Raw genomic sequence first — 13,538 nt, forward strand, 5'->3', positions numbered from 1 at the left:
GTGTTGGGTTGGATAAAATTCTTCTTAGTCAACGGAACATATTACCTTTCAAATCGTCAGCAGCAACCTTTTATTGATGTTTTCACGTGTAAAAAATCAGCATATCCACCTATTTTGAGCGAGAAAGGTTAAAGTGATTCAATAACGTCTCTAATCGTTCAGAAAGTTGTTCGAGATTTATACTGATATCTTTCGCTCGCGCCGCTGATTCCGACGTAGTATTTGCGTGTTCAGTGATGATTTCCACTTTTTGTTGTACCGATTCACTTACGTAAGTCGTTTCTCTGGTCTGTTTACGAATATCTTTCGCATGTTCGAGAGCTTGCTGCATCTCCGCGACCACTTCCGACATAATTGAAGAAAGCGCTTCAACTTCAACGGAACGTTGTTGAGCAGTATCACAAACGACATCTACAGAATTTAGTGACGTTTCACTGTCTTTTTGGAATTGGCAAATAATCGTCGCTATACTCGCAGTCGCTTCAGATGTGCGATTCGCTAACTGACGTACCTCATCGGCAACCACAGCAAAGCCACGTCCTTGTTCACCGGCGCGAGCGGCTTCAATCGCAGCATTGAGCGCGAGCAGGTTGGTTTGGTCGGCGATGCCTTTAATGACTTCAAGGATCGTCGATACTTCACCTGTTTGGGTGTTGAGTTCGACAATATTGTGTTTAACGTGCTCGATATCTGTTACTAGGTTTTTGATGTCGGTGCTTGCGCTGTGAGCTTTATTGGCACTGTCTTCGGCAAGATTCGTGGTATGTTCAATAATAGAAGAAGTATCATTGGTTGCATGTTCAACGTTAAGTTGCTGGGACTGCATTTGGACAATATTAGATTGCACCTCTGAAGTTTCCTGTTGCTGAGTATCCGCCGTAACATCGGTGATTTGGGCAACATTCGTTAGCTCAGTTGCTGAGTTAGCGAGATGATGAGAAGTTTGCTGTACTTTTTGCAAACTATCTCCGACCGTGTCCATGAACGAGTTAATTGCCACAGAAAGTTGACCCACTTCATCTTGTTTATGCGCTTCTAAGCGTTGGGAAAGATCTTTGGTCTCGCTGACACTTTGCATAAAGTTGGATGTGGTTTGAATCGGACGAACAATGAATTTTCGAATCAAAGCAATAGTAATTAAAAATCCGATCAGACCAATGGAAGCCATGATTGCGACAGCAATAATTGTTCGTTGACTGATCATCTGGTTAATATGGGAAAGATTATATTCTAATCTAACGGCGCCAAGTACTTCACCCTCTGGAGCCATATGGCAAGATACACAGTTGGTGCCTCGGTAGTTCTCGCTCGATTTCATTGGTAAAGCAATGACCAGTCCATTCCCCCACTCAGCACTAATAGGCTCAATGACGGTTTCGCCATTTAAGGCTCGTTTATCAATATCATCGATAGGGGCTTGGTTACTTTGCCCTGGACCGTATAACTTACTTACTGCGTCTGCACGTAAAACACGAACTTGTTCAATACCCTCTTGGGCGAGGGCCTTTTGGCGTAGAGTCTCTTTTTGTGCCATGGTGCCAGTTAGCATCATCATATTTAAGCTATCGAAGTAATTACTGGCTTTGTCGTGTAACTGTTCACTAAGTACGGAGTTGATTAAATCTCGTTGTTGAAAATACTGATAGCTAGTCGATGCGGTGAGGACAAGTCCAGACACGCTGACTAAAGTGACTAATAGTTTTGTAGTAATTGTTGAGCTCATAATCAGTCGCAAAAACTTTGTTATTTATTGTAATTGTTACAATTATGCGACAAGTGTGAACTTACCTAAAGTACTTGTAGGTCAGTTTGTGACCATAAACAAAGTGGGGTTAATGTAAATGTGATGTAAGCAATATGTAGGGAATTTTTTTGGTGTTCAATTGCTATCTGACGAGAATAATCACCAATGTTATTGGTTTTTCTTTAGCACTTTTGGAGGGGAAGAAAATAAGAAGGGGTGGCGGCGGTTGTCAGCATGCTTTGAATTCCTTAGTATTGCCGTTCTTTGAAAGAAAGCAGGGTATTAAAATGCGCACAGAGTTGTATAAAGAGTTCATGTTTGAAGCAGCGCACCGTTTGCCTCATGTTCCGGAAGGGCATAAATGTGGTCGTCTACACGGTCATTCATTTTTAGTTCGTCTTTATGTGGAAGGTGACGTCGACCCACATACAGGATGGGTGATTGATTTTTCTGAAATCAAGAGTGCCTTTAAACCCATTTATAATCGCCTCGATCATTACTACCTTAATGATATCGAAGGGTTAGAAAACCCAACTAGTGAAGTATTGGCTCGTTGGATTTGGCAGCAGCTAAAACCAAGTTTACCGCTTTTAAGTAAAGTCGAAATTAAAGAGACCTGCACAGCAGGCTGCATTTATACCGAATAAAAGAAAGAATACAGATTGGGAATATTTATATAAATGGTAGCGATACTATTTTTAATTTCTAATTACCTTTCAATGTCACGGTACGAAATACCATATATTGACCTATTTGTTACAATATGTAACTATTGCTTTTGTTTTGCTCAATAAAAATAGTAAGAGGCTAAGGGTGATTTTTAGTCGGAATCAAAAAAAAGTCGTAGAGCTAACTGAAAAGCTTGAAGCGGCATTAAGTCAGTTAAATGCGATTAACAATTCAGTTCCTACAATTGAATTTACGCCAGATGGCAAGGTCATTACAGCCAATTCGCTCTTTTTAGATGTGATTGGTTATTCACTAGACGAAGTTAGAGATAGACATCATTCTAGTGTCTGCTTTGCTGAATATACACGAACTGCAGAGTACGCTAAATTTTGGCAAGATCTCGCTAAAGGCGTTATGCAATCGGGTCGATTTAAGCGAAAACATAAAACGGGCCGAGAAATTTGGCTTGAAGCTACGTATTTCCCAGTTTTAGTCGATGGTAAAGTGGTTAAGGTGATGAAAATCGCCAGCGATGTGACAGACAAACATGAAGAAAGCGCAGCGCGTTCAGGTGTTTTAGAGGCGTTAGATCGTTCGTTAGCGACGATAGAATTTACACCGACAGGACAAATCATCACCGCCAATGACAACTTCCTTGCAACGGTGGGATATCGCCCAAATGACATTATTGGTAAACATCATCGCATTTTCTGCGAAGATAAATTTTATAGTGAAAACCCGACGTTTTGGGAAAGTTTAGCGAGTGGTCAATTCAAAGCCGGGCAGTTCTTACGTCGAGGAAATGGTGGGCGTGAAGTTTGGTTAGAAGCGACTTATAACCCGATTTTTGACAGCAATGGCGCTGTTATCAAAGTGATTAAATTCGCGACAGATATTACTGCTCAAATGCGTCGAAATGATGCGGTTGCTCATGCTTCTGATGTTGCTCATAGTACCTCAGTTGAAACGGCACAGATTGCAAAACAGGGTTCAGAACTTCTTGCTGATTGCGTGAATGTTTCGCTTTCTATTGACTCTAAAATAGAAGAGGCGGTTGAGCATACTAAAGAGCTGAATAATCGGTCACGTGATATCGGAGAAATCGTTAGTACGATTAAAGGTATTGCTGAACAAACGAACCTGTTGGCACTGAATGCTGCGATTGAAGCTGCTCGTGCGGGAGAAACGGGTAGAGGCTTTGCTGTTGTTGCAGATGAAGTTAGACAACTTGCGGCAAGAACAGCGCAATCGACAAATGAAATTGAAGTCGTGGTGTCTAAAAACCAAACGTTAACGGCTGGAGTTGTACAGTCGATGACACAAGTTTCAGATATTTCGAATCAAGGTACTCAGAAAATCATTGAAGTTTCATCGGTTATGAATGAAATATATGATGGGGCAGAGAACGTTACTCAGATTGTCAGCCAGTTAAATATGGATTTATAAAGACAATAATAAAATAAAAAAGGGCTTAGATAGCCCTTTTTTATTAAGTGTTTTATTCAAAGAGAAAAAGCCCCGCCTAATTATATAATGATTAAGTTATTGAGTTTTCTAATTTCATTTATCTAAATTGAAGACAAAAAAATGACAACCTTAGGTTGCCATTTTTATTTGAAACTTAATAAGAGAACTTTATTAGCAAAGTACTTTAATGGCTAGGCCACCTTGAGAAGTTTCACGGTATTTCGCGTTCATGTCTTTACCGGTTTCTAGCATAGTTTCGATAACTTTATCTAGAGAAACAGTAGGCGCAGATGAACGACGTAGTGCCATGCGAGTTGAGTTGATTGCTTTTACAGCAGCAATACCATTACGCTCGATACATGGTACTTGTACTTGGCCAGCAACTGGGTCACAAGTAAGACCTAGGTTATGTTCCATACCGATTTCTGCAGCCATACATACTTGCTCAGGGCTACCGCCCATAAGCTCAGCAAGACCTGCAGCTGCCATAGAACACGCAACACCAACTTCACCTTGACAACCTACTTCTGCACCAGAAATAGAAGCATTACGTTTGTATAGACCACCGATTGCGCCAGAAGCTGCAAAGTAACGGATGTAGTCTTTTTCAGTAACGGTTTGGATGAATTTGTCGTAGTAAGCAAGAACAGCAGGGATGATGCCACATGCGCCATTAGTTGGTGCTGTAACAACACGGCCACCGGCAGCGTTCTCTTCGTTTACTGCAAAAGCAAACATGTTTACCCAGTCAACCACTGCCATTGGATCGTTAGAGGTTTTCTCTGACGTCAATAGTTGTTGGCGTAGAGCGGCAGCACGACGTGGAACACGTAGTGGTCCAGGTAGAATACCTTCAGTATTCATACCACGCTCCATACCCTCACGCATGGTTTTCCAGATGTTAGCAAAGTAAGTACGAGACTCTTCATCTGAATGCAAAGCAGCTTGGTTTTTCATAACCAAAGCACTGATAGAAAGCCCATGTTCCTTACATTGATCCACTAACTCTTCAGCCGTCGTGAATGGGAAAGGTACTTTGATTGGGTTTTCTTCTTCTTTACCGAAGTTTTCTTCATCGACGATGAAACCACCACCGATTGAGTAATATGTTTTAGAGTATGCGACTTCGTCATCGATCCACGCGTGGATCTGCATACCATTTTCATGTAGAGATAAGTTGGAAGTATGGAAATTCATACCGCCGTCTTTAGGGAACGATACTGTATGACAGTGCATGCCAACAGGAAGGCGTTCAGTTTCTTCTACGCGAGCAATAAAGCCAGCAATAGAGTCGATATCAACTTTCTCAGGGGTGTTGCCTGCAAGACCCATGATGATAGCGATGTCTGTGTGGTGACCTTTCCCTGTCAGTGATAGTGATCCATAAACGTCAACGGTGATTTTGGTGATGTCGCGCAATTTTCCCATTGAACGAAGATCATCAATAAATTCTTTACCCGCTTTCATTGGGCCTACAGTATGTGAGCTTGAAGGACCAACGCCGATTTTATAGATGTCAAAAACACTAATCATATCGATTACCTCAAAAGTAAACCTCCCCGAGACAGGGGAGGCTTATTATTATCATTATATTCTTTGCTTAATCACGCCGAATGAAAGGCAGAGATTAAAGAGCGCCGTAGATTACAGAAGTAATCGCTGCAAGACCACAGATAACTGTGAAAATCTGCACAGGAGCTGAAGTTTTGTACTTAGCCATAGCTGGTACTTTGTTCATTGCGAATACAGGCAGTAGGAACAGGATTGCAGCAATCATAGGCGCGCCCATGGTCTCAATCATGCCTAGGATGCTTGGGTTAACAATCGCAACAATCCAAGTAGTAACAACGATGAAGATTAGAGAACCTTTTTCAATCTTGCTTACTGGAGTTTCAGAGCGAGATTTGATTAGACCAACTAGACCTTCATGAGCACCTAGGAAGTGACCAAAGTAGCTAGAAGTAATAGCAGCAAATGCAACTAGAGGACCCATGTAAGAGATGATTGGGTTGTCATGTACGTTTGCTAGGTAAGATAGAACAGAGATGTTTTGCTCTTGTGCCATTGCTAGTTGCTCTGGAGATAGAGATAGAACAACTGAGAATACGAAGAACATAACAAAGCCCATCAGCATCATTGCAGCGCCGCCAGTGATAGCGTCAGTTTTCTTAACTGCGTTTTCACCGTATTTTAGGCGTTGTTCTTTAGAGAACTGAGAGATGATTGGGCTGTGGTTGAAAGAGAACACGATGATTGGAATTGCTAGCCAAACAACAACAGGCATAGAAGACCAGTCAGGTGCAACTTCAACCATAGAAGTGTTCCAATCAGGGATTAGGAATACAGATAGAGCTAAAAGAATCGCAACAAGAGGGTAAACCATTGCAGACGTAGCTTTAAGCATTAGTTCTTTACCGAACACAACACCCATTGTCATTGCTGCAATCAGAGCGCCTGAAAGCAACCAACGAGGAACAGATTCCATACCCATTTGGTTAACTAGGAATGAGTCTACTGTGTTTGTGATACCTACACCGTAGATAAGAACAATCGGGTAGATAGCGAAGAAATAGGCGAAAGTAATAAGGTTTGCGCCAGTCTTACCGAAGTGTTCTTCTACAGTATCTGTAATATCAGAATCTGCATTTTTTGAAGATAGAACGAAACGAGCTAAAGATTTGTGTGCGAACCAAGTCATTGGTGCCGCGATTAGGGCTAACATTACTAATGGCCAGAAACCACCAGCACCCGCTTTAATCGGTAAAAATAGTACGCCTGCGCCTACCGCAGTACCGAATAGAGAAAGACACCATGTGAAATCTTGGTAAGTAAACTTACTAGACGATTGCGCGGCAGTTGCCGACGAAGTGTTTGTGTTCATATTGAATTACTCATTTTTTGGGAACAGGAAATAAGTCGGGTGCAATTCTGCATGTTTTCATTGCACAAAAAGTAGATCTAAATCATGTATTTGTAGAACGCGCGCTATCATATTTCAAAAAGGCGTTTCTTGTCACGAAAAACACGTGCCACATGTGATTTATCTTAATGGCTAACATTAGTTAAACTAATGGTTCGATTGAATTGATTGCTTTTTGTGTATGCCAACCGTTTGCTATTTTTGTTGCAAAAAAAGTAAATTCGGTGCTGTTATCAATCGAATGAATGATTTTTCATCAATGTGAAAGGATTTGGCGTTGCAGGGCTTGGATAATTTGTGCCGTCATTCCCCAAATGAAGTATCTCTGGTAGCTCAAAGCAAATACACGGTGTGAATGATTGCGAATGAGAAACGTTTGGCTCTTCATGTTATCAGGGTTAATAACAACCTCAAGAGGGACTTCAAAGATCTCTTCCACTTCGTTTCTATCTATATGGCTAGTGTATTGAGGTTCGATAAAGCCGAGAAAAGGAGTCACTGAAAATTGGCTTATAGTTGGTAATTCCAACATTTTCCCAATAAGTTGAACTCGAGTCGCTTCGATACCTATTTCCTCATAGGTCTCACGTAATGCTGTGCGTGCTAAGTTGAGGTCATGTATTTCAAACTTACCTCCTGGGAAACTAATTTGCCCTGGATGGTGTTTTAAATGGCGTGCCCGTTTAGTAAAGATGACATTCAAGCCTCCGTTGCGTTCAACCAAGCCAATGAGGACAGACGCTTTTCGAAGTGATGAAGGGTCAAGATGTGACAGCCTTTTCAAACTCTCGGTGTGGTAGGGCACTGGTGATCTCAGTTGGAATTTTTGAATTAATTCACTTTTAGTGAGGTTAAAGCTCACGTCGCCTCCTACAGCAATTTGAAAAACCACAAATTATGGATCATGCTTTAAATTACAATCATATAGCAAGGATAGCTCACTCCTATGAAAGGAATCATCTTTACTGAGTTCATGGACTTAGTCGAGGAAAAATTTGGCTTGGAGATTTTAGATAAAGTACTCCAAGACGCTGAAGATAACGGTGTATATACCTCAGTGGGCAGTTACGACCATCGAGATTTAGTTAAACTTATTGTCCAGTTAAGTCAGGAGACGGGTGTCTCAGTAGAAGATTTGCAGAAAGTATTTGGTCAAAGTGTCTTTCAGAAGCTCTATGCGAGGCTTCCTGAAAATGCTAGCTTGTTAGAGTGCAAAAACTGTTTCCAATTCATTCGTTTAGTTGAAGATTACATCCACATAGAAGTGAGAAAACTCTACGCTGAAGCGAATCCACCTAAGTTTGTTTTTATTTCAGAATCGCAATCTGAATTGGTGTTTGATTACCACAGTGCACGATGTATGTCTCATGTCTGCCTTGGGCTCGTTGAGGGGTGTGCTGCTCACTTTAACCAAAGCGTCTCTGTTGAAATGGTTCCCCAGTCAGAAGATCAAAAACACGTACGCTTTCAAGTTGCACTGATGGAAACCCAATAAATATGGACAAATCCGAGCTGTTACAACGAAAGCTGCAGCGTGAAAAATCTGCTAGACATCAAGCCGAGATGCTTTTGGAGCAAAAAAGCCTTGAATTGTATGAGGCAAACGAACAGTTAAAATTGGTATTAGGTCAACTAGAGAGACAAAACGTTGAAGGCTTGAGAAAACTTGAGTTTGAAGCACACATCAACAAAGCTCTAATTTATTTTGGACGAGCATTTTTGACTCGAACTTTGGATGATGGGCTATTGTCGAGCCTTTTGCGCCGTCTTTCCTCAAATAACGTTATCAACACAGTATTTTTAAGGTTAGATACCGAACTGTTTAGCACGATTATTGGTGAACGTTTTGGTGACGGTATCATTTTACATGGTGACTTCACTCAGCATGTCTCGTGGCAAGACAATGATTTATTCATGCCATTAAGTGTTGAAAATCAAGTTATAGGTGAATTGGTCGTTAACGTCGGCGAATCCTTAATAGAGCGAGATTTTATTGCGTCACAAATTGCTCCTGTTGTGGATTTACTTTGTAGCGCCTTGAGTCGTCAAATTATGATGACTAATATGCAAGAAGCACGAAATAGAGCAGAAGAGTCAGAACGTTCAACAAAAGAGTTTGTTGCTATGATCAATCATGAGCTTCGAACGCCCTTAAATGCGTTGCTAGGTAGTGCCGAGCTATTGCATGGAACGGATATGAACGAAGAGCAGCAAGAAATGTTGAAAACGCTCTCTCATTCTGGGGATTTGCTGCGTCACATCATCAATGATTTACTCGATTTTAGCAAAATGAACGCAGGTATGATGGATCTCATTCCGACGCATTTTTCATGGCCTGACTTGCGTAACACAATGATCGGGATCTTTGAGCCGATCACTCAAGAAAAGGGTATTGAGTTCTTTGTTGAGGTCGACTCTGAAATGCCAACCATGTTCTTTGGTGATTTTGAGAGAATTTGCCAAATACTGGTTAACTTGATAGGTAATGCGATTAAATTTACTGCACAGGGAGAAATCAAAGTCAGAGCAAAGTGGCATGATGGTCAACTTAGGGTGTCAGTGAGCGACACAGGGGTTGGCATTACTCAAGATGCTCAAACTCAATTGTTTGATCCATTTGTGCAGGCTGATAGAACAGCGAAACGGAATTACGAAGGGACTGGTCTAGGATTGGCTATTTGCCAGAACTTAGTGTCGTTGATGGATGGAAACATTAAGTTGACAAGTGAACTTGGTAAAGGCAGTGAATTTGTTTTTATCATTTCTCTGAGTGAATCAGATCAAATCGTAAGCAGTGTTGCACAAGAAAATGGTAATTGTACGACCAAACTTTTAGAGAATTTGGTCATCCTAGTTGTTGATGATATTCGAATGAATCAAATCATAATTACTCAAATGCTAGGTAAAATGTCAGTTCAATTTGATATTGCGAACAACGGTGTGGAAGCACTACAAGCTATTGAGAAAGGTGATTACGATATTGTATTTATGGATTGTAGAATGCCTGAAATGGATGGCTTTGAAGCAACAACACATTTAAGATCGCAGTTATACCAAAAACCAATCATCGCTTTAACTGCCGGTACAACACTCGAAGAGCGTGAAAAATGTATGTTGAGCGGTATGGACGATATTTTAACTAAGCCGTATACCGCTAGGGAATTAAAAGCAATCATTGAAAAATGGATGTGAACATCGCAATAAACAGTATTAATTTATTGCGAGAGTACTGGCAGGATACGACTTAATTTGTCAAAAGTTTCTTGATATTCTGCCTCACATTGACTATCAGCGACTAGGCCGCCACCGGCCCAAACGTGCAATTTGCTTTGCTCGGCAACCAGAGTTCGTATTGTAATGCTTGTATCCATTCTACCGTGACAACTAATATAGCCAATACTTCCACAGTAGGCGTTGCGTCTGTGAGGTTCTAACTCTTCAATGATCTCCATAGCTCGAATTTTTGGAGCCCCAGTAATAGAACCACCGGGAAAACTGGCACGCAGTAGATCCGTGGCCGAATATTTTGGATCCAGTTCCGCTCGAATCGTACTAACTAAGTGGTGTACTGCAGGAAAGCTCTCTATTTCAAATAATTTCGGGACATGAACACTACCAGGTTTCGCTACCCGGCCAATGTCATTGCGCAGCAGATCAACAATCATCAAGTTTTCAGCTTGATCTTTTTCCGCTTGAGATAATTCCAGCGCGGCTGCTTCATCTAATTCAAGCTCAGCATGGCGTGGTCGTGTCCCTTTAATCGGCTTGGTTTCAATTTCTTGTTGATTTACAAGTAGAAAACGTTCTGGCGACACACTCAAAATTGCGCTGTTGTCGATACGAATAAATGCAGAGAAAGGGGCTTGGTTAACCGCTTCCAACTGAGTGTACGCTTGCCATTCACTACCTTGGTATTGAGTGGTAAAACGTTGAGCTAAGTTAATCTGATAGCAATCGCCAGCTAGAATGTATTCCTGAACAGCGGCAAATTTCTCAGCATACTGAACTTGAGACATGTTGGATTGCCAATTACCGACTAAGGTGAAAGGTTGTTTTGAGTTAGGACCTTGCTGATCGACAAGCCATTGCCAACGGCTTTCCGTTTCTTTACCCACAACAAAGGCTTCTTTTCGGTGGTGATCAACCACAACCGCCCAGGTGTATACGCCAACCGCCATATCGGGGGTATCTAAATCTTTTAATGCACAATCAGGAATCGATTCAAATCGTCGCCCTAAGTCGTAGGCGAAATAACCTAACGCGCCGCCGACAAAAGGTAACTCACCTTGGTATTGGCATTTACCGAGTACTCCATCGAGTTGACTTTGCAGAATTTCAAATGGATCAGCGCAGTGTGAGGTACTTTCTTGTTCAAAATCTGTGTCACTTTGCTGATAGCGTTGAACAATGGTTTCCATCCCATAAGTGGTTAGAGTGACTTCAGGATTCGCGACCAAAATATCAAAGCGCGCATCAATATGAGTTTGAGACGCTGAGCGAAGTAACATTGCCCAAGAGAGGTGTTCAATAGGCGAAAAGAGAGATAAAGCGAGATTGTGTGCATATTCAATCTGCTTGATTTCAATACAATTTGATGCGTTGTTATTCATTTGTGTAAATTGTGACAAAGAGATCGTTCACTGCGTGGCGTGTTAGGACAAGCAAGAGTATCATATCCAAAACCAAAGCCGCTACTCAGACATCTATTATTATATCAGTGTAAGTTTCGTGTGACGCTCATTTAACGAAACAGCGAGATGTTTGAATAGTAAAAAGACCACGGAAGCATCAAAATTAAAGAGGCAAGCAATGACGGTAATCCGCAAGCAGGATGTAATTAGTAGTGTCGCGGACGCACTACAGTATATTTCTTACTATCACCCTCTAGACTTTGTTCAAGCTCTTGAGAAAGCCTATTTACGTGAAGAAAGCCAAGCTGCGAAAGATGCTATGGCGCAAATTCTGATTAACTCACGTATGTCTGCTGAGGGACATCGTCCAATTTGTCAGGACACGGGTATTGTCACTTGTTTCGTTAATATTGGTATGGCTGTCCAATGGGATTCTGTTGACATGACGGTGCAGCAAATGGTGGATGAGGGGGTTCGTCAAGCCTATACCAACCCAGACAATCCATTGAGAGCTTCTGTACTTATGGATCCTGCAGGTAAACGTATTAACACCAAAGACAATACACCTGCGGTTGTTCACATTAATATGGTGCCTGGCGACAAAGTTGAAATTCAGATTGCTGCCAAAGGTGGTGGCAGTGAAAACAAGACCAAAATGGTGATGTTAAACCCATCTGACGATATTGCAGAATGGGTTGAGAAAACACTACCAACAATGGGCGCGGGTTGGTGTCCACCGGGTATGCTCGGCATTGGTATTGGCGGCACCGCTGAAAAAGCGGCAGTACTAGCCAAAGAATCGTTAATGGAGCATATCGATATCCAAGAGCTTATTGATCGTGGGCCACAAAATGCGGAGGAAGAGCTTCGCTTAGATATTTTCAATCGCGTTAATAAATTGGGTATTGGTGCTCAAGGTCTCGGTGGTTTGACGACGGTTGTTGATGTGAAGATCAAAACAGCGCCAACTCATGCAGCTTCAAAACCTGTTTGCTTGATTCCAAACTGTGCAGCAACTCGTCACGTTCATTTTACATTAGATGGCAGTGGCCCTGCGGAACTAACTCCACCGAAATTAGAAGATTGGCCTGATATCACTTGGGAAGCCGGCGCAAATACACGCCGTGTAAACTTAGATGAAGTAACACAGGCCGATGTTGAAGAGTGGAAAACTGGTGAAACGGTATTATTGTCTGGCAAAATCTTGACAGGTCGAGATGCCGCGCATAAACGCATTCAAGGTATGTTGGCTAATGGAGAGGGGCTTCCAGAGGGCGTTGATTTTAAAGGTAAGTTCATTTACTACGTTGGCCCAGTTGATGCTATTGGTGATGAAGCGGTAGGACCTGCTGGTCCAACGACCTCTACACGCATGGATAAATTTACCGACATGATGCTCGAAGAAACTGGCATTATGGGCATGATAGGTAAGGCTGAACGTGGGCCTGCGACGGTTGAATCCATCCGCAAACATAAATCGGTTTATTTGATGGCCGTTGGCGGCGCAGCATATCTAGTGGCGAAAGCCATCAAAAAAGCACGCGTTGTCGCGTTTGAAGATCTAGGGATGGAAGCTATCTACGAATTTGAAGTCGAAGATATGCCAGTGACTGTAGCCGTGGACTCATCCGGTGCGAATGCTCACCAAATTGGCCCAGATACTTGGAAAGTGAAAATTCAAGAGATGGATGCCTTATCTTAATCTCGCTGAGCAGGACTTTTACCCACTATAATGTGACAAAGTGCTGATTTAACTAGCATACAATTGACAAAAGTGCAGCGATGGCTGCACTTTTTATCTATATAATTACAAGAGTAAAGTGCAATACCATAGGAGAAAGCATGCCTCGATTTATTCAAATACTACAACTAATCATCGCCGCCGTTGTTGGTGCTTTCGTTGGTTATGATCTGATCCTACATGGCATCAGTATCTTTGATGAGAAGTATGTAACAATTACCTGTGTGCTCGCAGTATTGTTAGAAATTTCTTTGTTTGTTATCTACAAATTGATTGAAGACGATTAATCGCGCACACCAGTTTATTTGATTAGCTTAAACTCTCATTGAACCTCTGATTTTTATCAGAGGTTTTTTTGTTCATATG

The 13,538-nt window shown here is 41.8% G+C and carries 11 protein-coding genes; 6 read left to right on the forward strand and 5 right to left on the reverse strand.

Features of this window, described 5'->3' with window-relative positions; translation table 11 throughout:
* Positions 1-109: 109 nt before the first annotated feature.
* A complete protein-coding gene (locus DZ860_RS17685) occupies positions 110-1,723 on the reverse strand; it encodes a methyl-accepting chemotaxis protein (RefSeq protein WP_120033951.1) in 1,614 nt (537 codons plus the stop codon).
* 308 nt (positions 1,724-2,031) lie between these two features.
* Between DZ860_RS17685 and queD the strand changes: the two genes are divergently transcribed.
* Together queD and DZ860_RS24895 are read left to right on the forward strand one after the other, a co-directional pair.
* Positions 2,032-2,391, forward strand: coding sequence for a 6-carboxytetrahydropterin synthase QueD (gene queD / locus DZ860_RS17690; protein ID WP_120033953.1), 360 nt, complete (start codon positions 2,032-2,034; stop codon positions 2,389-2,391).
* A 166-nt stretch (positions 2,392-2,557) separates the two neighbouring features.
* Positions 2,558-3,859, forward strand: coding sequence for a methyl-accepting chemotaxis protein (locus DZ860_RS24895; RefSeq protein ID WP_341537396.1), 1,302 nt, complete (start codon positions 2,558-2,560; stop codon positions 3,857-3,859).
* A 192-nt stretch (positions 3,860-4,051) separates the two neighbouring features.
* Here the strand turns inward: DZ860_RS24895 and DZ860_RS17700 are convergent, their stop codons facing one another.
* From DZ860_RS17700 to DZ860_RS17710, 3 genes are all read right to left on the reverse strand, one after another.
* Positions 4,052-5,413: an L-serine ammonia-lyase gene (locus tag DZ860_RS17700; protein WP_120033955.1), complete on the reverse strand. Its 1,362-nt coding sequence runs from the start codon at positions 5,411-5,413 to the stop codon at positions 4,052-4,054.
* Between the two features lie 94 nt (positions 5,414-5,507).
* On the reverse strand, positions 5,508-6,761 hold the full coding sequence (locus DZ860_RS17705; RefSeq protein ID WP_120033957.1) for an aromatic amino acid transport family protein: 1,254 nt from the start codon (positions 6,759-6,761) through the stop codon (positions 5,508-5,510).
* A 295-nt stretch (positions 6,762-7,056) separates the two neighbouring features.
* Entirely contained in the window at positions 7,057-7,662 is a 606-nt protein-coding gene (locus DZ860_RS17710) for a CoA pyrophosphatase (protein ID WP_120033959.1), read from the reverse strand.
* Positions 7,663-7,746: 84 nt separating this feature from the next.
* On the opposite strand from DZ860_RS17710, the gene DZ860_RS17715 reads away from it, so the two are divergent.
* Both DZ860_RS17715 and DZ860_RS17720 read left to right on the forward strand, forming a co-directional pair.
* Positions 7,747-8,295 (forward strand): heme NO-binding domain-containing protein, encoded by a 549-nt coding sequence (locus DZ860_RS17715; protein ID WP_120033961.1) that lies wholly within the window; start codon positions 7,747-7,749, stop codon positions 8,293-8,295.
* 2 nt (positions 8,296-8,297) lie between these two features.
* On the forward strand, positions 8,298-9,992 hold the full coding sequence (locus tag DZ860_RS17720) for an ATP-binding protein (protein WP_120033963.1): 1,695 nt from the start codon (positions 8,298-8,300) through the stop codon (positions 9,990-9,992).
* A 23-nt stretch (positions 9,993-10,015) separates the two neighbouring features.
* Here the strand turns inward: DZ860_RS17720 and pabB are convergent, their stop codons facing one another.
* Complete coding sequence (pabB, locus tag DZ860_RS17725) at positions 10,016-11,410, reverse strand: aminodeoxychorismate synthase component I (RefSeq protein ID WP_120033965.1); 1,395 nt, start codon at positions 11,408-11,410, stop codon at positions 10,016-10,018.
* Positions 11,411-11,609: 199 nt separating this feature from the next.
* Between pabB and DZ860_RS17730 the strand changes: the two genes are divergently transcribed.
* Entirely contained in the window at positions 11,610-13,133 is a 1,524-nt protein-coding gene (locus DZ860_RS17730) for a fumarate hydratase (RefSeq protein WP_120033967.1), read from the forward strand.
* A 140-nt stretch (positions 13,134-13,273) separates the two neighbouring features.
* Positions 13,274-13,459 carry a hypothetical protein gene (locus DZ860_RS17735; RefSeq protein ID WP_120033969.1) on the forward strand — a complete coding sequence of 62 codons (186 nt, stop codon included), beginning with the start codon at positions 13,274-13,276 and terminating at the stop codon, positions 13,457-13,459.
* The last annotated feature ends 79 nt before the right edge of the window (positions 13,460-13,538 follow it).

This window comes from Vibrio sinensis (assembly GCF_003605645.1).
Taxonomy (GTDB): domain Bacteria; phylum Pseudomonadota; class Gammaproteobacteria; order Enterobacterales; family Vibrionaceae; genus Vibrio; species Vibrio sinensis.